Annotated in this window: 21 protein-coding genes; 4 read left to right on the forward strand and 17 right to left on the reverse strand. The window is 71.6% G+C overall.

Features of this window, described 5'->3' with window-relative positions:
- Positions 1 to 20 precede the first annotated feature (20 nt).
- From I3V78_RS08435 to I3V78_RS08490, 12 genes are all read right to left on the reverse strand, one after another.
- Positions 21 to 803 carry a PIG-L deacetylase family protein gene (locus I3V78_RS08435; RefSeq protein WP_204485804.1) on the reverse strand — a complete coding sequence of 261 codons (783 nt, stop codon included), beginning with the start codon at positions 801 to 803 and terminating at the stop codon, positions 21 to 23.
- On the reverse strand, positions 800 to 2,083 hold the full coding sequence (locus tag I3V78_RS08440; protein ID WP_204485805.1) for a glycosyltransferase family 4 protein: 1,284 nt from the start codon (positions 2,081 to 2,083) through the stop codon (positions 800 to 802). Before I3V78_RS08440 ends, I3V78_RS08435 begins: the two co-directional genes overlap by 4 nt.
- Positions 2,080 to 2,946 (reverse strand): sugar phosphate isomerase/epimerase family protein, encoded by an 867-nt coding sequence (locus I3V78_RS08445; RefSeq protein ID WP_204485806.1) that lies wholly within the window; start codon positions 2,944 to 2,946, stop codon positions 2,080 to 2,082. The genes I3V78_RS08440 and I3V78_RS08445 overlap by 4 nt, the downstream gene beginning before the upstream one ends.
- Before the next feature lie 3 nt (positions 2,947 to 2,949).
- Complete coding sequence (locus I3V78_RS08450; protein WP_204485807.1) at positions 2,950 to 4,434, reverse strand: YcaO-like family protein; 1,485 nt, start codon at positions 4,432 to 4,434, stop codon at positions 2,950 to 2,952.
- Positions 4,435 to 4,478: 44 nt separating this feature from the next.
- The gene (locus tag I3V78_RS08455; protein ID WP_204485808.1) at positions 4,479 to 5,969 is read right to left on the reverse strand and encodes a YcaO-like family protein; all 1,491 of its coding nucleotides are present in this window, start codon (positions 5,967 to 5,969) and stop codon (positions 4,479 to 4,481) included.
- The gene (locus I3V78_RS08460; protein WP_204485809.1) at positions 5,966 to 6,802 is read right to left on the reverse strand and encodes an MBL fold metallo-hydrolase; all 837 of its coding nucleotides are present in this window, start codon (positions 6,800 to 6,802) and stop codon (positions 5,966 to 5,968) included. Before I3V78_RS08460 ends, I3V78_RS08455 begins: the two co-directional genes overlap by 4 nt.
- Positions 6,793 to 7,818: a Gfo/Idh/MocA family protein gene (locus tag I3V78_RS08465; protein WP_239576351.1), complete on the reverse strand. Its 1,026-nt coding sequence runs from the start codon at positions 7,816 to 7,818 to the stop codon at positions 6,793 to 6,795. The genes I3V78_RS08460 and I3V78_RS08465 overlap by 10 nt, the downstream gene beginning before the upstream one ends.
- 66 nt (positions 7,819 to 7,884) lie before the next feature.
- A complete protein-coding gene (locus I3V78_RS08470) occupies positions 7,885 to 8,817 on the reverse strand; it encodes an HD domain-containing protein (protein WP_204485811.1) in 933 nt (310 codons plus the stop codon).
- A gap of 3 nt (positions 8,818 to 8,820) precedes the next feature.
- Positions 8,821 to 10,044 carry an inositol-3-phosphate synthase gene (locus I3V78_RS08475; protein ID WP_204485812.1) on the reverse strand — a complete coding sequence of 408 codons (1,224 nt, stop codon included), beginning with the start codon at positions 10,042 to 10,044 and terminating at the stop codon, positions 8,821 to 8,823.
- A gap of 552 nt (positions 10,045 to 10,596) precedes the next feature.
- Positions 10,597 to 12,111 carry an MATE family efflux transporter gene (locus I3V78_RS08480; RefSeq protein ID WP_338023497.1) on the reverse strand — a complete coding sequence of 505 codons (1,515 nt, stop codon included), beginning with the start codon at positions 12,109 to 12,111 and terminating at the stop codon, positions 10,597 to 10,599.
- Positions 12,112 to 12,165: 54 nt separating this feature from the next.
- Positions 12,166 to 12,651 (reverse strand): DUF6321 domain-containing protein, encoded by a 486-nt coding sequence (locus I3V78_RS08485; protein WP_204485813.1) that lies wholly within the window; start codon positions 12,649 to 12,651, stop codon positions 12,166 to 12,168.
- A 116-nt stretch (positions 12,652 to 12,767) separates the two neighbouring features.
- Positions 12,768 to 13,805: a 6-phosphofructokinase gene (locus tag I3V78_RS08490; protein ID WP_204485815.1), complete on the reverse strand. Its 1,038-nt coding sequence runs from the start codon at positions 13,803 to 13,805 to the stop codon at positions 12,768 to 12,770.
- 192 nt (positions 13,806 to 13,997) lie between these two features.
- Between I3V78_RS08490 and I3V78_RS08495 the strand changes: the two genes are divergently transcribed.
- Positions 13,998 to 14,738, forward strand: a complete 741-nt coding sequence (locus I3V78_RS08495; protein WP_204485817.1) for a glucosamine-6-phosphate deaminase — start codon at positions 13,998 to 14,000, stop codon at positions 14,736 to 14,738.
- A gap of 11 nt (positions 14,739 to 14,749) precedes the next feature.
- A complete protein-coding gene (locus I3V78_RS08500) occupies positions 14,750 to 16,417 on the forward strand; it encodes a M14 family zinc carboxypeptidase (RefSeq protein ID WP_204485820.1) in 1,668 nt (555 codons plus the stop codon).
- Here the strand turns inward: I3V78_RS08500 and I3V78_RS08505 are convergent.
- The gene (locus I3V78_RS08505) at positions 16,401 to 17,759 is read right to left on the reverse strand and encodes a S41 family peptidase (RefSeq protein ID WP_204485822.1); all 1,359 of its coding nucleotides are present in this window, start codon (positions 17,757 to 17,759) and stop codon (positions 16,401 to 16,403) included. The two genes, I3V78_RS08500 and I3V78_RS08505, sit on opposite strands and share 17 nt — an antisense overlap.
- Before the next feature lie 118 nt (positions 17,760 to 17,877).
- Here I3V78_RS08505 and I3V78_RS08510 point away from each other — a divergent pair, with 118 nt between their 5' ends.
- Positions 17,878 to 18,384: a DUF1993 domain-containing protein gene (locus I3V78_RS08510; protein ID WP_204485824.1), complete on the forward strand. Its 507-nt coding sequence runs from the start codon at positions 17,878 to 17,880 to the stop codon at positions 18,382 to 18,384.
- Positions 18,385 to 18,414: 30 nt separating this feature from the next.
- Positions 18,415 to 19,353: a hypothetical protein gene (locus I3V78_RS08515; protein WP_204485826.1), complete on the forward strand. Its 939-nt coding sequence runs from the start codon at positions 18,415 to 18,417 to the stop codon at positions 19,351 to 19,353.
- Here the strand turns inward: I3V78_RS08515 and I3V78_RS08520 are convergent.
- From I3V78_RS08520 to I3V78_RS08535, 4 genes are all read right to left on the reverse strand, one after another.
- On the reverse strand, positions 19,350 to 19,607 hold the full coding sequence (locus I3V78_RS08520) for a hypothetical protein (RefSeq protein ID WP_204485828.1): 258 nt from the start codon (positions 19,605 to 19,607) through the stop codon (positions 19,350 to 19,352). The two genes, I3V78_RS08515 and I3V78_RS08520, sit on opposite strands and share 4 nt — an antisense overlap.
- A gap of 81 nt (positions 19,608 to 19,688) precedes the next feature.
- Positions 19,689 to 21,353: a vWA domain-containing protein gene (locus I3V78_RS08525; RefSeq protein WP_239576352.1), complete on the reverse strand. Its 1,665-nt coding sequence runs from the start codon at positions 21,351 to 21,353 to the stop codon at positions 19,689 to 19,691.
- 58 nt (positions 21,354 to 21,411) lie between these two features.
- On the reverse strand, positions 21,412 to 22,098 hold the full coding sequence (locus I3V78_RS08530; protein ID WP_338023498.1) for a lytic transglycosylase domain-containing protein: 687 nt from the start codon (positions 22,096 to 22,098) through the stop codon (positions 21,412 to 21,414).
- Between the two features lie 58 nt (positions 22,099 to 22,156).
- Entirely contained in the window at positions 22,157 to 23,230 is a 1,074-nt protein-coding gene (locus I3V78_RS08535; RefSeq protein ID WP_204485833.1) for a ketopantoate reductase family protein, read from the reverse strand.
- Between the last annotated feature and the right edge of the window lie 70 nt (positions 23,231 to 23,300).

Genomic DNA, 23,300 nt, shown 5'->3' on the forward strand with positions numbered 1-23,300 from the left:
GACCGGGTTTCACGGCCTTCTCACTGGAGCGCGGACCACACGTCGGGCGGCAGACGGTCCGTCGAGAGGAACACCTCGGCGCAGCCGGAGCGGCCCTGGGCCATGGCCTCGCGCCGGTGGAAGGCGTCCAGCGTGGGGGCCACCGCCCGCGAGCCGCCGAACTGGAAGTCCACCTGGGTGCGGTAGTGGTTGCAGCCGGCGACCTTGCGCGGCAGCTCCGCGGTGACGTTCACGGCCAGGGGCTTGAGGCCCGAGGGCACGGAGTCATCCGGCTCGGCATGGGGCTGGCGCACGGCGTAGGGCGTGTCGCGGTACCACAGCGTCCGGCCCGGCTCGAGGCCCAGTGAGGGCAGGGCCCGCACCAGCTGGACATGGTCCACGTGGCTGCCCAGCGCCTGCGGCACGAAGACGAGGTCCGGCCGCAGCTCCTTCATCAGCGGGGCGAGCATGTCCACCAGGGGGCCCTCGATGGCGTCCTCCCGGCGCGGCGGCGTGAAGAGCGTCTCCCGGACATAACCCCGGTGGGGGGCCTCGGGCAGGTCCCCCCACACCAGCCGGTCCACGCCCATGAGCGTCGCGAAGTCCCGATCCTCCTCCCGGCGCAGCGCCATGTAGTCCACCTCCGGGGCGATGCCCTTGGACGTCTGGCACTCCAGGGCGAAGCCGGTGGGGTGGGGCACCGAGCGGGTGAAGCAGGTGACGAGCGCCACCGTCCACCCCTGGTCCTTGAGACGGGCGAGCGTGCCTCCACAGGAGAAGGCCACGTCGTCCAGGTGCGGCGAGAGGAAGAGGGCGGTGCTCATAGCAGGTGCGGCGCGCTCCGGAAGCGGCAGGAAGGATCGGCCTTCTCCGCGGTGGTCTGGGGATCGTAGAGGCCCGTCCACCCCGTGTCCGGACGGGTGCCGGTCAGGTCCGCGTAGACGTCCTGGATCTGACGGCCCACGGCCTGCCAGGAGTACAGCTCGCGCACTTCCTTGAGCGCCTGGCGCGCGAGGCGCTCGCGCAGCGCGGGCTCGTCCAGCATCCGGGCGATGGCGTCGGCCAGGGCGTCCGCGTCCTTGGGCGGCACGAGCAGCGCGTCGCGTCCGTCCTCCAGGCAGTCCACCACGCCCACCGCCCGCGTGGACACGATGGGCAGGCCCGTGGCCATGGCCTCCAGGATGGTGTTGGAGAAGCCCTCCGAGTACGTGGGCGACACGAAGAGGTCTCCCCGGCGGTAGATCTCGGGCGCGTGCTCGTAGTCGGAGTAGCCGGGCATCTCCACGCGGCCCCCGAGGCCCAGCTCGCCCACGCTGGCGCGCACCGCCTCCACGTCCGGACCGATGCCCGAGACGATGAGCTTGAGGTCGCGGCCGGAGGCCACGAGCTTCTTCATCGCGTGCATCATCTCCATCACGCCTTTCCGGGCGTCCACGCGGCCGTGGTACAGCAGCACGGGCGTGGGGCTCAGGGCGCCAATCGCCGACTCGTCGCGCGGGTGGAAGCGCCGGGTGTCGGTGGCGCCGGGGACGATGGTGAAGCGGTCCATGCCCGTGCCGTGGTGGCCCTTCACCTCCTCGGCGAAGGACTGGCTGCCGATGAGCAGCGCGCCCGAGTGGCCGAGCACCGCCAGCATGGCCTGCTTGTGGGTGGCGCAGCAGGTGCCCACCCAGTGGCCGTCACCGCCCTGGATGGAGACCACGTTGGGCAGTCCCAGCCGCCGGCTCGCCTCCAGCGCCGCCAGGCCGCACGGATAGCCGTACTGGGCGTGGATGAGATCGAAGGGCCGCAGGCGGTGCTCGCGCTCGATGATGGCGACCATGTCCTCCACGTCCTGCTCGAAGCTGGCGGGCAGGCCGTCGTTGACGCGCTGCTCGCCCAGTGCCTCGCGACCGAGCACCTTGGCGCCGTTCACCTCGGGCGGAGGGCCCCCGCCGTACACCGAGGCGCCCGCCTGATCGTTGCGGTACTGGCTCACCATGGTGACGTCGTGGCCACAGGAGACCAGCTCCTGCACCAGGTTGAGGGCATAGACGCTCATGCCGGAGATGGCGGGAAAGAAGCGCCGGGAAATGAAACACACGCGCAGCGGATTCGGGCTCAAGGCGAGGCCTCCAGTTGAGAAGGAAGGTGGGCCCGCAACCACTCCAGGGCCTGGGGCACCATGGTGTGGGCGCGGTGTGCATCCCGGGACAGCTCCACGCACACGAGCCGGCGGTAGCCGATGTCCTGGAGCGCCTGGAGCACCGAGGGCATGTCGAGGTCTCCCTCGCCGAAGGGCAGGTGCTCGTGCACGCCGCGCTTCATGTCCTCCACGGCCACGGTGCCCAGCACCGGTGCCAGCTCGCGCACGGCGTCCGCGGCCCCGCGCTCCTGGGTCACCAGGAGGTGGCCCACGTCCAGGGCGATCTTGATGGGCGCGGCGCCCAGGGCGATGACGTCGTGCTGCAGCCGCAGCCAGTCATCCACCGTCTCCACGCGCATGCCGGGCTCGGCCTCCACCGCCGCCACCACGCCGCGCGAGGCCGCGTAGTCGGACAGCCGGGCCACCCCCTCCACGAGCCACTCCCACGACTGCGTGGGGTCCACGCCCGCCTGGGGCACGCCGCCCCAGAAGGACACCGCCTCGCCGCGGCAGGTGGCGCAGATGTCCACCGCCCGGCGCAGGAAGTCGAGCCGACGCTCGCGGCCCACGGCATCCGGGGTGACGAGCGTGGGCTCGTGCTTGGCGCGGGGGTCGAGCAGGAAGCGCGCCCCCGTCTCCACCACCACGTCCAGGCCGAGCCGGTCGAGCAGCCCCGCCAGGGCCCCCGCGCGCCGCTCCAGGTCGGGCGCGAAGGGATCGAAGTGGTGATGGTCCAGGGTGAGGGCCACGCCGTCGTAGCCGCAGTCGGCGATGAGCCGCAGGGCGTCCTCGAAGCGGTGGTTGGACACCCCGTTGGTGTTGTAGGCGAAACGCAGCGTCATGACTCAGGCTCCTCCAAACTTCTTGCGGTCGCGCATCAGCACCTGCACGGCGTGACGCTCGGGCTCGCGGTAGAGCGCGTACAGGCGGCCCACGCGCTTTTCCGCCTCCTGCACGTTGAACCAGGCGGGCCCGCCCAGCCGGGCCTCGGCGGCGGGGGTGAGGCGCACGGGCCTGGCGCCCTCGGGCGGCGCGCCCACGCCCGCGAGCCTCCGCTCGCCCCGCTGCATCAGCTTGGCCACGTTGCGCTCGCCGATGCGGTCGTACGTCATCGTCTCCACCTCGAGCCCGGGCACCACCACCTTCACGGAGTGCAGGGCGTGGCCCTCGGGCGACAGGTCCGCCACGAGGATGTCGAAGCCCGACCCGGTCAGCAGGCGCACCACCTGCTCGAGCCGCTCGGTGGGATCCAGGGTGACCTGGACCTGGGGCAGGTCATTGAAGCGCACCGAGCGCTCGTGCTTGAGCGTGACGGCCGTCAGGGCGCGCAGGGCGGGCGCGGACATCTGCGCCCAGTCGAGCATGTCGCGCAGGGCCCGGTTCTCCTCCGTGCCCAGGCTCTTCTCCACCTCGGGCAGCACCTTGCGGAGGTACTCGGGCGGGACCACGCCCTTGAGCGCGGCGAGGGGGCCATGGCCGAAGGCCTTGCGGGTGCGCGAGCCGGCGTACTCCAGCAGCGCCTTGCGCAGGGCCCGGTCCCGGTCGGGGTCGGCCGCCTCGCCGCAGGCCGTCACCATGAGCGGCTGGTGGTCCGCGTGCAGGTCCCGGCCCACCACGTAGACACTCACCAGGCCGAAGTCGGTGCTGGCCAGCTTGGCCATGATCTCGATGCCCGCGCGGCGGTAGAGCTCCAGCACCTCACGCACCTCGGGCGACACGTCCGCGCCCTCCAGGTCGATGACGACGCCCTGGTCCAGGGCGCGGTAGCCCACGCAGTTGCCGTCGCGCTGCAGCAGCTCGAGGATGCCGTGGACGATGGCCCGGTCCCGCGTGAGGCCCGCGCCCTGGCCATTGGTGATGGGGCGGATGAGGGGCGTGCGGCCCTGCTGGAGCTGCCCGGGATCCGTGGCGATGTACTCCTCGGGCACGAGCACCCGCTCGCCCGTGGTCAGGCGCGTCGTCTCCACCCAGGTGAGCGTCATGTCCGGGTGGTAGGGGCTGCCCGCGGGCAGACACAGCGTGAGGGGGTCGGCCACCCCCGAGGCCCCGCGCTCGCGCACCATCTGGTGGTAGCTGCCCGTGAAGCGCGGGAGCGTGGGCACGAACCGGGCGGCGGACACCTCCTCGGCCAGCTCGCCCAGGGAGCTGACCGCGGCCTCGTCCTCGGTGGCGCCGTAGCCACTGGCGGGAATCCACTGGCCGTCCTCCATCTGGAGGGCGCTCACCACCGAGGGGATGCCCAGGCGGTCCAGGGCATCGTTGCGGAAGATCATCACCTCACCGGGGGGCATGGCTCGGAGATACGCGTCACGGATGTCCTTGAAGTTCATGATGAAGGCTCCTGGTGAGGTGTGGGATCGAAGGTGGGTGAGGCTCAGCCCAGGCCGCCGCCGAAGCGGGGCTGGCGCAGGAGCAGCTGGGCGGCGTGGCGCTCGGGCTCGCGGTAGAGCGAGTACAGGCGGCCCACGAGCTGCTCGGCCAGGCGCGTGTTGAACCAGACCGGGCCGCCCAGGCGCTCCTCGGCCTCGGGCGTGAGGAGCACGGGCCGGGCGCCCTCGGGCGCCTTGCCGTGGCCCGCGAGCGGATCCTCGCGCGCGAGCAGCTTGGCGATGCCGCGCTCGCCGATGCGGTGGTAGCTCATGCTCTCCACCTCCAGGCCGGGGACGATGACCTTGACCGAGTGCACCGAGTGGTCCGAGGGCGACAGGTCCGCCACGAGGATGTCGAAGCCCGCCTGGGTGAGCTTGTTGACGAGCAGGGCGGCGCGGTCCTTGGCGTCCCCGAGCGGGCCGCTGGTGGGCAGGTCGGTGAAGGGCACACGGCGCTTCTCGCTGAGCACCGGCTTCTCGATGAGCGCGCGCATCTGGGGCGCGCTGAGCCGGGCCCAGAAGGCCATGGCGTGCAGGGCGCGGGGCTCCTCGTCCTCCAGCTTGATGTAGGGCAGGAAGCGGTCGAAGTAGCCCGGCGGCACGATGCGCGCGGCCAGCTCCAGCGGGCCGTTGGCGAACGCCTTGCGGGTGCGCGAGCCGGCGTACTCCAAGAGCGCCTTGCGCAGCGCGCGCTCGCGGTCCAGGTCCGCCGCCTCGCCGCAGGCGGTGAGCGCCATGGGCTGATCATTGAGGTACGGGTCGCGCCCCACCACGTAGACGCTCACCAGGCCGAAATCGGTGCTGGCCAGCTTGGGAATCACCTCGATGCCCAGGGACTGGTAGCGCGCGAGCAGGTCACGCACGTCGTGGCCGAGCGGGGCGTTGGTCAGGTCCAGCACCACGCCCTGGTCGAGCGCGCGGAACTGCAGGCCGTTGCCATCGCGCTGGAGCAGCTCGAGGATGCCGTGGGCGAGCGCCTGCTCCTGGGTGAGGCCCGCGCCCTGGCCGTTGGTGATGGGCGTGATGAGGGGCGAGCGACCGCGCAGCTCGCCGCCCCAGGTGGCCACCCACTCCTCGGGGATGAGCACGCGCTCGCCGGTGAGCAGGCGCTTCACCGTCACCCAGGTGAGCGGCATGTCCGCGTCGTAGTGGCTGCCCGCCGTGAGGCACAGGCGCAGGGGGTTCATCACCGCGGACTCGCCGTGGTGGCGCACCAGCTCGTTGTAGCTGCCGGTCACGCGCGGGTGGGCGCGCAGCGCGGCGTCGGTGAAGACGGCCTCGGCCATCTCGCCCAGGGCGCCCACCTCGGCTTCCTCCAGCGTGGCGCCGTAGCCGTGGGTGGCGAATTGGGTGCCCGTCTTCAACCGGAGGCTGGCCGCCACGGCGGGGACGCCTACCCGATCGATGGGATCCTCCCGGAACATCTCCAGCTCTCCCGGGGGGAAAGCACTGCGGTAGGCCTCGCGCGCTTCAACCAGACTCTGCTTCTTGCTCATGACGACAACTCCTCCAACGCAATGGCGTTCGTATGCGGCATGCCCGAAAGCAGCCGATCGAACAGGGCGAGCGCGTGTTCACGCGTCACTCCGCGCGCGAACTCAAATGGCGTGAACACGTTCTCGAACGGCAACTGCTCGAAGACCTCCCGATAGCGACGCAGCTCCGCGTGACTGAGCGGAATGGCGTAATGAAATCCCTTGTGACACGACAGGCCCACGGGCTGGCCCCTCGGGCCCAGCTCCACCTTGAGCGCGTCGCCGCTGAAGAGCGAGCGCGTGCGGGCGTCGTACATGACGCTGTGGCCCTCGTAGTGGCCGTTCACGTGGTGCAGCGTCAGGTCCGGGGCGAGCGTGTGCTCGTCATCCACGGGCCAGCGCACTTTGAAGGCCTTGGTATAGGACAGGGCATCGCGGTGCAGCACCAGCAGCGGATCGAAGCGCTCCTGGAGCTGCCACAGCGCGCCGAAGCCGTGCACGTGCGAGGAGGACAGCCAGCGGATGCCCCCCAGGGACGCGATGTGCTCGAGCGCCGGGCGCGTGTACCAGGGCGCGCCCTCGAAGGCCACGTTGCCCTCGGGCCGCGTGAGCAGCCAGCCCGTGCCACCCAGGCCGAAGCCGGGCGTGCAGCTGAAGCCGAGCACGCCGGGCAGGGCCTCGCTCCAGGTCGTCTGGAGCTGCTCGGACACGCGCGCGGCGGAGCGGAAGTCCCAGCCGTTCTCGGGCAGGGCGTTGCGCACGTCCATGCAGGTGGGGCAGTGCGGGGGCGGCTCGTGCGCGAACCACGGCTGCCAGGTGCCACAGTTGGCGCAGGCGTAGCGGACTAGCGGCACGACATGTCCCCCCAGGTGCGCGGATCGCACGAGCGCTCGAGCAGGCCGAGCAGCCGCAGGTCCCGCTCGGGCGCGAACGGATAGGTCCGGCCCTCCAGCACGGCGGAGGAGAAGGCCTCCACCTGGTTGAGGAAGGGGCTGCGGTCCTCCTCGGGCGACAGCTCCACGGGCCGCTCGGCGCCGGTGGCCGCGTCGGTGAGCGTCAGCGTGCCCCCGGGCGTCTGGCCCATGGTCTTGTAGGCGAGCGCGCGCGCCTGGGTTCCGATGATCTCCAGGGTGCGGCGCGGGTAGTTGTCCGGGCAGTTGTAGGCCACCTGGAGCATGCCGAGGATGCCGCTCTTCATGCGGCCCACGAGCACGGCGCCATCATCCACGGCGTAGTCGTGCACGCGCCGCTGCTGCACGGCGATGAGCGACTCCCACTCGTCGCCGAGCAGCACCTCGAGCAGGTCGATGCCGTGGGGCGCCAGGTCGATCATCGCGCCGCCGCCGGCCTGGCGCGGGTCGATGCGCCAGTTGTTGGCCGTCCAGTCGCGCGGCGTCCAGCAGGCGTAGTGGATGCGCGCCTGGGTGACGGTGCCCAGGGCGCCCTCGTGGATGAGGGTGCGCAGCTTGCGGTGGGCCGCGTGGTGGCGCTGGTCGAAGGCGGTGGCGTACATCACGCCCGCGCGCTTGCACGCCTCCACCATGCGCACGCCATCCTCCAGGCGCGTGGCCATGGGCTTCTCGCAGAAGACGTGCTTGCCCGCGGCGGCGCACGCCTCCGTGAGGGCGGCGTGCGCGTGGTTGGGCGTGGCGATGTAGACCGCCTGGACGTCGGGGTCCTGCAGCACCTGGCGCAGCTCGGTGTGCCGGAGCACCTCGTCGCCGGGCATGCGCGCGAGGGCCTCGGCATCCAGATCACACAGCGCCACGAGCCGGGCATTGCCCGCCTGCAACACCGCGGGGGCCACGTAGTCCCGGGCCACCCATCCACACCCCACGATGGCCCACCCGAGCCGGCGTGAGCGAGGCAATGCACAAATCATCGGACTTCCCCTCCCCTCGGTACTGCTGAACGGATTGCTGGCGCGGCCAGGCGGCTAGTGGATGAGACCCGCGGCGGCGAGCACCGCGTTCTCGTAGGCCTGCATGGGGCCTTCGTGGATGAGGTCCAGGTCCACCATCGCCTGGCGCAGGGTGAAGCCCGCGGCGCGTGCATGCGCGTCCATCTCCAGCACCCGGTCCATCGCGTCGGCGGCGTGAAAGGCGCGCGCCTCCGGGCTGTCCGTGTGCGGCAGGATCTTCCTCGCCTCGCGCACGAGGGCGGCGAGGCCCTCGGGCAGCGTGGCGAGCACGTCCTCGGTGACGCGGGCCATGAGCGGCGCCGCGTCCTCTCCGAGCAGCCGGTCGCCGTAGTCCCCCGCGTCGGGCAGCACCACGTTGAAGAAGTGGTGGCTCAACGCGGCCACGAAGGGGATGGCCGGGTCCGCGCCGAAGAGCGGGGAGACGAGCACCGACGCCACGGCCACCACGTAGCAGTGGTCGGCGTGGCTCTCCGCGGGCAGGAGCACCACGCGCGGCGTGTTGGCGCGCGTGGGTCCGGCCCGGGGTTGACGCACCAGCCGCTCGACGAAGGCGGGCGGCTGGATTTGCCCCGGGACCGGCAGTCCGGCGAGCGCCGTGTGCAGGCGCTCGCGCAGCTCCCGGTCCAGGGGCTCCGCCGCGGCGTCCAGGCCCCGGCGGAGGACTTTCACGGCGCGCTCGTGCGGCATGCCGGCCCGGGACAGCACGTCCAGGTCGATGCCCCCCAACCGGATGCCGGTCAGGGCGAGCGCCGCTTCCCGCAGCGCCAGGGTGTCCGGATGCACGCCTGACACCAGGGCCGCCCAGGCCCGGCGGAAGCCATGGGCCGCCAGTCCCTCCGGTTGATCCGGTGTCCGCACCCGCTTGAGGTCCATCAGCTCGCCCACCAGGGGGCGAAGCCCGGCCAGGCGGCCGGGGACCGCGGTGATTCCCTGCGCAGTGTCCTTCATGGCCTAGCCCCGGATGCGCTCGCCGCCGCCGGTGGTCTGCACGCTCTCCTTGCCCAGCCAGCTCATCAGCCGGCGCTGCTGCTCGGGCACGGCGTGCTCGGGCGTGCCGCCGTTGCGCGTCATGGGCGCCTTGAAGAAGCAGCCCAGCTCCTCGATGACGCCCGCCTCCCCGCGGCGCTTGGCCAGGTCCAGCGTGCGCGCCAGCTCCACCACCAGCGGCGCGGCGAGGATGGAGTCCTTGCAGAGGAAGTTGATCTTCAGCTGCATGGGCTGACCGCAGAAGCCGATGACGTCGATGTTGTCCCAGGCCTCCTTGTTGTCACCGCGCGGCCGGTAGTACTGGATCTGCACGATGTGATCCTGGACCTTGTAGCCGAGGATGCTGTCGAGCACGGCGCCCTTGGTGTCGATCTTCGACGCCTTGGAGGCCGGATCGTTGAGCGCCTCGCCGTCGCGGTTGCCCAGGATGTTGGTGGAGTACCAGCCGTCCACGTACAGCGCGCGGTCGCGCAGGGCCGGGGCGAGCACCGTCTTGAGCAGCGTCTGGCCCGTCTTGCCGTCCTTGCCCGCCACGGGCGAGCCGTTGCGGCGCGCCAGCTCCAGGATGGCCGGCACGTCCGCGGCCACGCTGGGCGTGAAGTTGGCGAAGGGGATGCCCGTGGTCACCGCCGCGTAGGCATAGAGCATGGCGGGGCTGATGTTCGGATCGTTCGCGTCGAGCGCCGTGTCGAAGGCCTCGGGCGTGGCGAACTGGGGCAGGGCGAGGTTCACCGGCCGCTCGGTGGAGGCGACGTTCACCATCACCACCCGGTCGAGCTTCTGGTCCTGCTTGAAGCGCACCAGGTCCTCGAGGATGCCGTTGACCTGGTCGCGCAGGTCCTTGGCCTTCTTGGTGGAGCTGCCCACCACGTTCTTGCAGAAGTTGGTGTTGGACGAGGCCGTCCACGGCCGCATCTTGCCGAGGATGGGGCCCACCGCGGCGAGCTGGGTCTCGTTGAGCACGCCGTGGTTGCGCGCCGCCTTCGCCAGATCGTCGTCGTACAGGTCCCACCCGCCGAAGACCAGGTCCCCGTAGTCCGCCAGCCCCACGCCCCGCACCCCCGCCAGCGGAAGGCCCTTGGTGTCCGTCAGCCCCCGCTTGAGGAGCTCCATGCCCGCCACCGCGGTCGTCGCCACCGCGCCACCCAGACCCACCAACGCGACACCCAGACGCTCCGTCCCTGCCATGTGACTACCCCTTGTTGTGAAGGCCATTGCCCTGTGGACCCATGACGACTCCGGGTCGGATTGGGCTCGCACGCCCCAGCTCCAGGGCTGCGCGAGCCTTCCGATTCATCCGGGGCTCCCACGAGTTCATGCAATGAATTGCCATGAAAGCCGTCCCTCACAACCCCCATAAGGGCATACATCCCCGGCGAGGGAGGCCAACGTCTCGTACGAGAAAGGCCGCCTGGGGCGTGTCGCGTGAAGCACAGGGACAAGGTCCCCTGGCCGACAGGATGTCTGGGTTTATCGGCCGACGAGAGTCGGGGTCGGAACCGACCGCGACCCCAGGGCAGGCCTTCCGGCGTCTCGACCCGTGAGAAACGGGGTCGGAGTGGACCCCGATTCTCCGAGGAGAATCACCCTTTCTCGGGGCGTGAGAGGTGGGGTTGGAAGTGACCGCCACGCCGGGTCCGGGTGGAATGCCTTTCATCGAAAAAAGGGCGGCGGAGCGGGGTCGAAAACACCCCGCTCCGCCGCCCGATGTCTGTCTTTGAGAGGGAAAAGCCGCGTGGGTCAGATCCGACCGAGCTTCCACCGCCCGCGCCGGAAGAGCACGGCGCACAGGATGCCGAGCACGCAGTAGCCGATGGTGATGGCCAGGAAGGCGCCCAGGGCCCCGAGGCCCAGGGGGCCCGAGAGCACCCAGGCCAGGGGAATCTGGAGCAGCCAGATGGACACCAGGTTGATGAGGGTGGGCGTGGTGGTGTCCCCGGCGCCGTTGAAGGCATGGGGCAGCACGGTCCCGAAGGCGTAGAAGAGCAGGCCCACGCTCACGATGCGCAGGCAGCGCGTGGCCTGGAAGACGACCTCGGCCTCGGTGGTGAAGGCGTGCACCAGGGGCTCGGCGAACACGAGGAAGCCCAGGGCCACCGCGCACAGGAAGAAGAGGGTGTGGAAGCTGGCGCGCCAGGCGACGCGCTCGGCCCGGTCGCTGTCGCCGGCCCCCAGGCTCTGGCCCACGAGCGTGCCCGCCGCGTGGCTCAGGCCCCAGGAGGGCTGCTGCGCGAGCAGGATGATGCGCATGGCGATGGTGTAGCCGGCGAGCGCCGCGCTGCCGAACTGGGCGATGATGCGCATGAGGACCAGCCAGTTGCCCATGGTGAGCAGGGCCTGGAGCAGGGCGCTGCCGGACAGCCGCAGGAGCGACAGGAGCGTGCGCGGCTCCATGCCCAGGTGCCGCCGGGCGATGACGAGCCGGCCCCGGCCCCGGGCCAGGGCCCGGAGCTGGTAGAGCACGCCCACGCCGCGGCTGAGCGTGGTGGCCACCGCGGCGCCCAGGACGCCCATGCCCTCGAGCGGCCCCATGCCGAAGATGAGCAGCGGGGCGAGCACCAGGTTGAGGGCATTGGCCACCCAGAGCGCGCGCATGGACGTGGCCGCGTCCCCCGCGCCGCGCAGGATGGCGCTGATGAGGAAGAGCAGCATGATGATGACCGTGCTGCCGAGCATCACCCGGGCGTAGGGCGTGCCGTGGGCCACCACCTCGGGCGAGGCGCCCAGGGCCGAGAGCAATTGGGGCGCGAAGAGGGCGCCCAGCACCGCCACCGGCACGGACAGGAACAGGCCCAGCCACAAGGACTGCACCGCCGCGCTCGCCGCGCGCTCGGGGTTCTTCTCCCCGATGCGTCGGGCCACCAGCGCCGTGGCGCCGATGGACAGGCCCATGGGCAAGGTCTGCAGGAAGGACAGCATGGACTCGGTGAGGCCCACCGTGGCCACCGAGGCCGCGCCCAGCCGGGAGACGAAGAAGACGTCCACCACGGCGAAGACGGACTCCATCACCATCTCCAACACCATGGGGATGGACAAGAGCAGCAGCGCGCGGTTGACGGAACCGGCGGTCAGGTCCCGGGTCGTGCCCCGCAGCGCCTCGCGCAGCGTGGACCACCAACCAGAGGGAGCGTCGAGGGAGGGGGAGGAAGCAGGCGTGAAGATTTCAGGAGAAAGCGTCTGGGACATGAAATGAAGCGCGCCGAAGGGGTTGGCTTCTTCGCGATGCCAGGGAACCACGCCTCTGGCGTGCTTCATTTCCAACACCCGGCGCCCGGCCGGAGTCCAGACAGGGCGCCGGGCGCCCGCGCGCTAGCGGCGCGTCGTCTTCTTCGCGGCGGTCTCGCGGGCGGGGGCCTTCTTGCGCGCCGGCGCCCGGGCACGGCGGGCGGAGGCGGCGGGACGGGCCCGGCTCTTGGTGCCGCTCGCCTTCTTCTTCGCGCCACCGGCCGACGTCTTCGTGGCCTGGTAGCGCTCGAGCAGGCGGGTGCCCTTGGCGGCCAGGCGCTTGGCGGCCGCGGCGTCCTTGGGCACGGGCTCGCCCCAGGCATGGGCCGACAGCGCCAGCCGCGTGGGCTCACCGTTCTCGTCCTGCATGGGGCCGCGCGGGTGGGCGAAGTGGCGCCGCAGGAAGCTGCCCTTGCGCCGCATCTTCTCCGGCGTGTCCGCCTTGCCCTGGACGCCGGGCTTGAGGTTCGCCCCTTCCGTCTTCTTGAAGTGGGCGCGCCCCGCCGCGGTCAGTCCTCCCTTGGGATTATTGAGCGGGTTCTTGCGCGCGGCGGTGGATCGGCTCGGCATGGTGTCTCCTCCCGGGGGCACGGATGTGCCCCTCCAGGAGGAGAGGTAGGTCTTGTCGGGCGGGCGTGCACGCGAGGGCGGGCTGCCTTCCTGCCTGGCCGCCCCGGCGGGTCCTGCTAGCCGAAGAAGACCTGGGCGACCTTGAAGAACTCCTCGGGCACCTTCTTGAGCTCGCGCGTGGCCTCGGACAGGTCCACGCTGACGATGTCGTTGCCCCTCAGGGCCGCCATCTTGCCGAACTCGCCCTGGGCGACCATGTCGCAGGCGTGCACGCCGTAGCGCGTGGCCAGCACGCGGTCGTGCGCCGTGGGCGCGCCGCCGCGCTGGATGTGCCCGAGCACCGACACGCGCGTCTCGTAGCCCGTGCGCCGCTCGATCTCGTTGGCCACCAGGGCGCCCACGCCGCCGAGCCGCGGCCGGCCCGCCTCGTCCAGCGAGCCCGAGGTGACGAGCTGCTCCTGGCCCTCGTGGGTGAGCTTGATGCGCGTGCCCTCGGCCACCACCACGATGGAGAAGGAGCGGCCGGTGGAGTGGCGGTGCTTGATGTGCTCGGCCACGCGCTCCAGGTCCGCGGGCACTTCCGGCACGAGGATGACGTCCGCGCCGCCGGCCAGGCCCGCGTAGGTGGCGATCCACCCCACGTGCCGGCCCATCACCTCGCACACGATGACGCGCTTGTGCGACTCGGCGGTGGAGTGCAGCCGGTCGATCGCCTCGGTGGCGATGCCCACCGCGGTGTCGAAGCCGAAGGTGAAGTCCGTGCCGTTCAGGTCGTTGTCGATCGTCTTGGGCACGCCCACGATGCGCACGCCCTCCTGGGACATGCGCGTGGCGGCCGACAGCGTGCCCTCGCCGCCGATGGCGATGACGGCGTGGATTTCATGCCGCTCGATGGCGCGCTTGACGCGCTCCAGGCCGTTCTCGACCTTGAAGGGGTTGACGCGCGAGGTGCCCAGGATGGTGCCGCCCCGGTGGAGGATGCCCGAGGTGGTCTCCCGCGTCAGGCGGAAGTGGTTATCGTCCAAGAGGCCCCGCCAACCATCCCGAAGGCCCATCATCTCGAATCCGTGGGCGCTCGCCCGACGGACAACGGCGCGGATGACCGCGTTGAGGCCGGGGCAATCACCCCCGCCCGTGAGAACGGCGACTTTCATGAAGTGCCCTTCTAGCTCACCTCCCGCGTGAGTCATGCGCGAAGTTGAGGGAGAAACCGCCTGTCCGCCTGGAGGTCAGGCCACCCTACCCACACCGCCCCAGTCCCCGGGCCCGATGCGTTGGGTGACTCCCTCCTTGGTGCTCCGAGGGGCATTGGCTATGCTGAGGGGCACCTCTCCCCACGGACCGCCTTGAACGTTCGCGTCTTCGCCTCCGAGTTGGAAGCCGCCGCCGCCTGTGCCGCCCACATCGCGGAGGCGCTCCGGGACAAGCCCTCGCTGGTGCTCGGGCTGCCCACGGGGCGCACGCCCCTCAACGTCTACCGACAGCTCGTGCACCTGCACCAGCGGGGCGAGGCGGACCTGTCCCGGGCGACGACCTTCAACCTGGACGAGTTCCTCGGCCTGCCGCCGGATGATCCGTGCAGCCTCCGGGCCTATATGGACCGGCACCTCTTCCGCCACGTGAACCTCGCCCCCGCGCGCATCCACTTCCTGGACGGGAGCGCGGAGCGGGCGGAGTGGGAGTGCGCCCGCTACGACGCGCGTCTGGCGCAGGCGGGGGGGTTGGACCTCTTGCTGCTGGGCATCGGCTCCAACGGGCTGGTGGCCTTCAACGAGGCGGGCGACAGCCTCCAGGCGGCGAGCCACCGGGTGCGCCTGTCACGCGAAACGCGCCTGGGCATGGCCTCCTTCTTCGGGGACGACGTGTCCAAGGTGCCCATGGCCGCCCTCACCCTGGGCATGGGGGCGCTCTTCCAGGCGCGGCGCATCATCCTGCTGGCCTTTGGCATGAGCAAGGCGGCGGCCGTGACGGCGCTCGTGCGCGGACCCATCACCTCGCACTGTCCGGCGTCCTTGTTGCAGCTCCACGGGCAGGTGGAGGTGTGGGTGGACACCGAGGCGGGGCGAGGCCTGGAGGGAACCAGCTAGACTCCGGGCCCATGCCTGCCTTGCTTCTGAGTCTTCTCGCCGCGGCGTCGCTCGCCGCGGCTCCCGTGGTGACCCCCGCCGTGCCTCCCATCGAGCCTCCCGCCAAGGAGTCTCGTCCCGCCGCGCTCCTCACCCGCGTGTCGTTCGACTCGCAGGACGACCTCAACCGGCTCGCCGCGCGCCTGGACCTGACCGCGGCGGTGGACCGCGCGCGGGGCACGGTGGAGGCGGTGCTGTCGCCCGAGGAGTATGACGCCCTGGTGAAGGAGGGGCGGCGCGTGGAGCTGCTCGAGGAGGGCACCCGGCGCCTCAACGCGCCGCGCGAGCGTCTGGCCGAGCAGCGCCTGGGCATCTCCGGCTACGCCTGCTACCGCACGGTGGACGAGACGTACGCGTCCATGCAGGAGCTGGCCAACACGTACCCGCGGCTGGCCCAGTGGCGCTCCATCGGGGACAGCTGGGACCGGATGACCCCGGGCGGCAATCCGGGCGACGAGCTGAAGGTGCTGGTGTTGACCAACCGCGCGCGGCTCAAGGCCAAGCCGCGCTTCTTCCTGATGGCGGCCATCCACGCGCGCGAGTACGCGACGGCGGAGCTGGCGGCGCGCTTCGCCGAGGAGCTCGTCAACCGGTACGAGGTGGACGCGGACGCGCGCTGGCTGCTCGACTACCACGAGGTGCACATCGTGGTGCAGTCCAACCCGGACGGCCGACGCGTGGCGGAGACGGGCCTGTCCAAGCGCAAGAACACCAACACCACCCAGGGCTCCTGCTCCGCGGCGACGTGGGGCGTGGACCTCAACCGCAACAGCAGCTTCGACTGGAACCAGGGCGGCACGACCACCAGCGCCTGTGGCGAGACGTACCTCGGGCGCACGCCGGCCTCGGAGCCGGAGACCCAGGCGCTGGAGAACTACATCCTCTCGCTGTACGCGGACCGGCGGGGGCCCGCCGCCTCGGACCCGGCGGCCGAGGACACCTCCGGGGTGATGATCAGCCTGCACAGCTATGGCGGCTGGGTGCTCTACCCCTGGGGCGCGGACACCTCCGCGGCGCCCAACGAGGCGCGGCTGCGCACGCTCGGGCGCAAGTTCAACTACTTCAACGGCTACCAGGCGTGCCCGGCCGCCACGTGCCTGTACGTGGCCTCGGGCTCGACGGACACGTTCGCCTACGGGGTGCTGGGCGTGCCGTCCTACACCATCGAGGTGGGCACCGAGTTCTTCCAGAGCTGCTCCTCGTTCGAGAACGTCGTGCTGCCCAACAACATGCCGGCGCTCTGGTACGCCCTCAAGGCGACGCGGCGGCCGTACCAGTCGCCCGCGGGGCCGGACTCCGTCACCCTCAGCCTGTCCGCGGCCGCGGTGCGTCCGGGCACCCCGGTGACGCTCTATGCCCAGGCGGATGACACGCGCTACGGCACCAACGGCGGGGTGGAGCCCACGCAGAACATCGCCGCCGCGCGCTACAGCGTGGACGCGCCTTCCTGGGTATCCGGCACGCCGACGTACGCGCTCACCCCCCTGGACGGCGCCTTCGACAGCCCCGTCGAGCAGCTCCAGGGCACGGTCTTCACCTCGACGCTCACCCCGGGCAAGCACATCCTCTTCGTGGAGAGCCAGGACGCCAGCGGCAACTGGGGCGTGCCCACGGCCATCTTCCTCACCGTGGTGCAGTAGCCAGCGCCGTCATCAGGCGCAGCACGGCCCGCGCATGTCCCTGGGCGGGCGCGTCGGGGGGAAACACCTCCAGGGGCATGGCCGGGGGGATGCCCCGGGGCTCGAAGTCGGTGCCCTGGGCGTCCCGGTACACCTCGCCGGCCAGCGCCAGCCGCCAGCCGTTGGGCAGGGGCTTCTCCAATTGATCCGACAGCGCCCCCCGGGTCGTCGTGCCCACGTGCCGCACGTTGGGCAGCGCGCGCATGGCGAGGGTGAAGACCTCCCCCGCGCTGACCGTCACGTCGCTCGTGAGCAGGTAGACGGGCCCCTCGTAGCGCACGCGCGGCGAGGGCTCCACGTGGAAGGCCTGGGGCGCCACGTCCCGGGCGCCGAAGCCCACCTTGGTGTAGGCCAGTCGCCGCTCGGACGCGAAGCGCCCCGCCAGGCGCAGGCTCACGCCGTCGTAGCCGCCCCGGTTGTTGCTCACGTCGACGATCACCGCCCGTGCGCCCTGGAAGGCGCCGAGGGCCTCGTCGAGCGCGGCCTCCAGGGCGGTGGTGTCGTCCGGGGCGGCGTCGGCGTCGAACGCGCCCATGGTCACCACGTTCAGGTAGCCGACGTCCTCCACCCGTCCCCAGAAGAGCCGGTGGTTGGCCACCTGCCGGCCCGTGCCCCGGAGGATGTCCTCCAGGATGCCGCGCTTGTAGGCGCGCAGCCACGTGCGCTCGTCCATGTCCGCCCGCGCGAGGCGGCGCAGCGTGGGGGCCTCGCCCGGCGTGAGTTCCCGGGGCTCGCCGCCCACGGTCGCGTGCAGCTCCACGTGGGCGTCGTCCACGTCCGCGAGCATCTCCGACAGCGCCTCGAACAGCGCCGCGTCATCGGATGACGCGTCCAGTCGGCGCGCGGCCGTCGCGGCGCGCGCGCTCCAGTCCAGCCCGCGCGCGGCGGACGTCGGGTAGAGCGTGGCGAACGTCTCCGCCGTCAGCGCGGCGAGGCGGTCGGCCGTCCACGGTGTCCGATCCTCGCAGGCGGCGGGCAGGGCGGGCAGCCGCTCCAACACGTAGCGCGTGCCCCCGGGGGTGCCGGACACGGCGAGGGTGTCGTCCGTGAGCCGCTGGTGGCCGCCGAGCCACCCATCCGGGTCCGCCTCGGGCCGGGGATCGCGGTAGCAGAAAGGTCCGGCGACATGAAATCCCGTCACGCCCGTGGCCTCCACCTGGAACAGCCGACCATAACCCCGCGAGCGCCAGACGCCTCGGGGCAGGGCGGTGGACGCTTCCTGGACGACGGGGGAGGGCGCGTGGGCACACGCCAGCGCGACACAGACGAGGCCCCACGCCAGGGGCCGTGCACACGGTTTCATGGCGCGAGCATGGCAAGGATGCCATTCGGTTGACAGCGAATCGCCGGGCGCACATATGAGGCGCCGACGCGGCCCCCCGAGGGTCCGTCCCTCCTCTTCCCCAACCCCCCGGAGCACCATGTCCCTGTCCATGTACCAGGCGTCGGTTCCCGTTTTCATCCGCATGCTGGGCAACCTGTCGGCGATCCTCGACAAGGCCGCCGCCTACGCCGAGACGAAGAAGATCGCCCCCGCGGTGCTGCTCGGCGCTCGGCTGGCGCCGGACATGCTGCCCTTGTCCTCGCAGATTCAGATCGCCTGTGACTCGGCGGTGCGGGGCGCGGCCCGGCTGGCGAACATGGACCTGCCCAGCTTCCCGGACACCGAGACCTCCTTCCCCGAGTTCCAGGAGCGCCTCGCCAAGACGATCGCCTTCCTCAAGACCGTGCCCGCGGCGCAGGTGGACGGCAGCGAGGAGCGCACCGTCACCCTCAAGATGCGCACCGGCGAGGTGCAGTTCCAGGGACAGGCCTTCCTACTCGGCTTCTCGCTGCCCAACTTCTATTTCCACGTCACCACCGCCTACGCCATCCTGCGCCACAACGGCCTGGACGTCGGCAAGACCGACTTCCTCGGCAAGTCCTGAGCGGGTCGGGGGGACGCGCTATCGTCCGGTGTGATGCCTCCCGCCTTCCGTCCCGTCCTGTTGTCGGCCGCCGTGCTCGTGGGGACGAGCGCCTGCGTGACCTCCTCGTCCACGCGGATTCCCCCGGGCGCGGTCGTCTTGCGCTTCGCGTGGCCCCAGACGCTGTCCGCGCGCGTCTCCCATTCCGTGTTCAACGGAGACGCCCGGGGCGAGCGCCTCTACTGGTGGAGCCTGGAGCCCGGGGAGGGCGCGACGCCGCGGCGGCTCGGGGTGGAGCCCGGGGCCTCGCCCGAGGCGGGCCTCGCCGCCCTCGCGCACCCGGAGATGTCGGTGCGCTTCGATGCCGAGGGGACCTTCGTCGGCGCCGAGCCGCCCGCGGACTCCGCCGGGCAGGCGATGCTGGAGGCGTTTCCGCTGGAGCCCGAGCAGCGCGAGCACCTGTTGCGCACCCTGCGGGCCTCGCAGGAGGAAGCGGCCCGGGTGCGCTGGGAGCAGCGGGTGGGGCACTGGCGCGACGTGATGCTGCTGTCCGGGGAGACGGTGCGCTTCGCGACGAAGATGTGGTTGGGGGAGGACTCGCTCCAGCGTGAGGAAGTGGAGGCCGAGGAGCGCACCACCTTCGAGGCGGGGGTCGCCTGCGTGCCCGAGGAAGGGGACACGCGCTGCGTCCGGCTCCGGGTGGAGACCACGCCCCTGCATGCCCTCCACGAGGACGACCCGTGCGAGCGCGTCCACTCGCGGCGGACGTTCGAGTTGGTGACGGATCCCCAGACGCTGCTGCCCTACCTGACGCGCGCGGTGCAGGAGGACGAGCGGGTCTGGTGCGAGGCGGACGGCACCGCGGGCACCGAGCGCACGCGGCAGGGCGAGGTGTTCGTCTTCACCTACGGCCTCCAGCCCCTGCCGCCCGGTACCTGGACACGGCGCGAGCCCGGCTCAGGGCCCGCGCGGTCCCACACAAGGCCCTAGTTGACCTTGTCGCACACCACCTGCGGACAGCCACCGCCCGCGGGCGCGCACCAGCCACAGCTCGAGTTGCAGCAGAAGGTGCCCTTGGCGCAGGTGTTGGTGCCACAGGCGCCCCCGCCGATGATGACGGACTCCTCGCTGCCGGACACGGCGAGCGCGGCCTCCTGCGTGCCGACCGTCTCCTCTTCCTGCACCGGGCCACCACAGGCCACCAGCAGCGCCATCACTCCCAGCCACGGCATTCGCATCTTCATGGGTCGGACTCTCCTCAATCGGGGGGAAGGAAGTCTCATCCTAGTAAAATCCGCGAAAACCGTGAAGATGGAAAAGACTCCTCAGGGGGTGGAGCGGGCGAAGGAGGGGGGAACCATGCCGCGCACGCGGCGCAGCAGGCCGAGGAACTCGGCGCGGTCGCTCAGGTCGTCCAGGGCGGACTCGGCGAGGGCCTCGGCGGTGGACAGGTTCCAGTTGTCCGCCTGGGGGGCGCCGCGGAGGATGTCGGCGGTGCCCGCCACGGCGGCGGCGAAGCGCAGGTTGGCCGAGGCGCGCGACAGCGAGTCGTGCACCTGGCCGCGCTCCAGGACGAAGCGCTGCTCGGCGGCTTCGACGCCGCCGGGGCGCTTGGCGCGCACCCGCACCGTGGCCAGGGGCGAGCGCGTGCCGATGAGCTTCACCTCGTAGAGCGCGGTGACGGTGTGCCCGGCGCCAATCTCCCCGGCGTCCACCTTGTCGTCGCGGAAGTCCTTGTCGGCGATGGCCCGGTTCTCGTAGCCCATCAGCCGGTAGGTATGGACGGCCTCGGGGTCGAACTCCACCTGCACCTTCACGTCCTGGGCGATGACCTCCAGCGTGCCCGAGAGCTTCTCCTGGAAGACGCGGCGCGCCTCGTCCTCGCTGTCGATGTAGAAGCAGTTGCCGTTGCCCTTGTCGGCCAGGCGCTCGAGCACGTCATCGCGGTAGTTGCCCATGCCGAAGCCGATGGCGGACAGGGTGACGCCCTCCTGCACGTAGCCGCGGATGTTCTCGTACATCACGCTCGCCGAGGTGTTGCCGATGTTGGCGTCGCCGTCGGTGAGCACGATGACACGCGAGACGCTGTCGGGGCGGGCGTGCCGCGCCGCGTGCCGGTAGGCGAGCTCCAGGCCACTGCCCATGGCGGTGGAGCCCTCGGCGCTCAGCGCGTCGATGGCGGCGAAGATCGTGCCGCGCTCGGTGGCGGGGGTGGGCGGCAGCACGTCCCGCACGCTGCCCGCGTAGGTGACGAGCGCCACGGTGTCCCGGGCGGTGAGGCCCTGGACCAGGACCTTCATGGACTTCTGGGCGAGCGGCAGCTTGTCCTGGCTGAACATGGAGCCGCTGGTGTCCACCAGGAAGACGAGGTGGGCGGGCTTGCGCTGCTCGGCGGTGACGACGCGTCCCTGGACGCCCACCTTGATGAGGTGCCAGCCCGGGGTATAGGGCGAGGGCGCGCCCTCCAGATCCACGCGGAAGTCGCCCTCCTGGGGGGCGGGGTAGCGGTACTGGAAGTAGTTCATCCACTCCTCCACGCGCACCGCTTCGCGCGGCGGCAGGCGGCCCTCGGACATGTAGCGACGGAAGAGGGTGTAGGAGGCCGTGTCCACGTCCACCGCGAAGGTGGAGAAGCGGTCCGTGCTCACCAAGGTGTAGGGGTTGGGCCGGACGGCCTCGTGCGTGCTGCCCGCCGTGCGCAGGGTCTCGGGGACGGACTCGACGCGGGCCGGGGCCGGGGCCACGGCGGCCTGGGCCGGGGCGGGCGTGGCGGGCGCGTCGGGGTCCTTGCTGAAGTCCTTGAGCCGCTTGTAGTGGACGCTGGACTCCCTGTGCTCGGCGAACGTGTGCCCCGAGAGGCTGTCCGCGCTCGCGCCGAGGAGCCGGCGGATGTTGTGGCCCCAGAAGAGGATGACCACGAGCGGAACGACCCCGAGGACGAACAGGAGACCGCCGACAATGCCCAGGATCCGCGAGGTGCGTTTCGTCATGCTCCAGCACATCGCACGTTCCGGAGCGGCCGAGCGTCCGTCATCCGGAGGAGGTCGGTCATCCGGCGGAGGGTCGCGCCTCGGGCGATGGGTGGGTGGGGGTGGGCGCGGCGCGGCCCTGACGCTTCGCGGCGGAGGCGGGCGGGGGCGCGCGCGGCGGCGGGGGCGGGCGCAGGCGCGCGTAGGCGGTGAGCACCTTGTCCACGTAGAACTCCGTCTCCCCGTTGCGCGGCACGCGGCCATTCACGTTGCCCGGCCCCGCGTTGTACGCCGCCACCGCGAGCGTCACGTTGCCCCGGTAGCGCGTGAGCTGCTCGGCGAGGTAGCGCGCGCTGCCGTCGAGCGCCGGCGCGGGATCGAACGGATCCTCCACGCGCAGCAGGCTCGCGGTGGAGGGCATGAGCTGGCCGGGGCCCATGGCGCCCGCGGGCGAGATGCGGTGGGGCTGGGTGTTGGACTCCACCTGCACGAGCGCGCGCAACAGGCCCGGGGGCAGGCGGTGGCGGCGCTCGGTGTCGCGGATGAGGGGCTCGAGCTCCGGGTGCCCGTCGAGCACGCAGGTGGGCCGGTGGCGCGCGTAGGCGCTCAGCGCGTGGGCCTTCTCCTTGAGGAAGGACAGGGAGAAGAGCGGCACGCGGGTGTCCCCGAAGAAGGCCACCGCCAGGTTGAGCAGCACGAGCGGCGCCAGGACGCACAGTCCCACCCGCACCCAGGGAAACCCGCCGCTGCTCCGCTTGCGCCGCACGCCTCCTTCCTACGAGGCCCCCGGCGTCCCGTCCAACTTCCGGCCCGCGTCCGGCTCCTCACTCCGGGAGGCTCCGCGTGCGCGCGTACACGGCGCGCAGGGTGTCCAGGCCGGGCTTCAGCTCGTGCCGTCCCAGGGCGTGCACCGTCTCCCACAGGCAGGTGTTCACCGGCACCGCGATGCCGTGGACCTGGGCCTTGCGCACCACCTCGCCGTTGAGCGAGTCCACGGCCGGCTCGCGCCCGCGCTCGATCGCCGCCAGCATGGACGAGCGCATCTTGCGGTAGTGCGTGCCGATGGCCAGCAGCACCGCGTGCTTGAGCAGGAGCGAGGGCGAGCCCCGCGCGCGCCGCTCCGCGTCGTCCAGCGCGAGCCACTCCAGCTCCAGCGTGGGGGCCACCTTCTCCAGCGTCACCCCCTCGGCGCGCGCCACCTGGAGCACCTCGGTGATGACCTCCAGGCCCAGCCGGCGCACGAAGCGCTGGCGCATGAGCGGCCCCAGCCGGTCTCCTCCCACCGTGCCCAGCGAGGAGATGGCGCAGTTGATGGCCAGCTTGCTCCAGCGCACCCCGCGCAGGTTGGTGGTGAGCTCCACCGGGCACACGGCGCGCAGCACCCCGGCCAGCCGCTCCACGCGCGCGTCCGTGCCCCCGCGCAGCGTGCCGAGCACGATGCCGCCCGTGGCCGTGCGCACGTAGACGCCCGTCTCCGGGGACGAGGCGCCCCAGGCCACCACGGCGCCGATGACCCGCTCGGCCTCCACCTCGCGGGCCACCCGCTCCTCGCACAGTCCGTTGGACAACACGACCACGGCGCCCTCCGGCGCGAGCAGGTGGCGCGTGTCCCGCACCGCCTCCTCCACGCCCGTGGGCGGCGTGGCCAGCAGGATGAAGTCGTAGGTGCCCCGCTCCGGCGGCCGCACGAAGACCTCCAGGTTCGTTCCGGGCACCGCGCGCTCGCCCTTCTCGTCGTGCAGGCGGGGTCCCCGCTCGCGCAGCACCTGGGCGATCGCCTCCCGGCGCGCCACGGCATGCACCGGGTGGCCCGCTTCCAGGAGGCGCGAGAGCACCACGCCTCCGATGCCACCACAGCCGACGACGAGGATCCGGGGAGCGGTCCGCGAGGAGTCCATAGCGGGCGCGTGCCTACCACGGGCGGCGGGCGGAGGGGGAGCCCTCGGTCGACATCCGTGACATGACCTT

The organism is Archangium primigenium (genome assembly GCF_016904885.1).
Lineage (GTDB): Bacteria > Myxococcota > Myxococcia > Myxococcales > Myxococcaceae > Cystobacter > Cystobacter primigenius.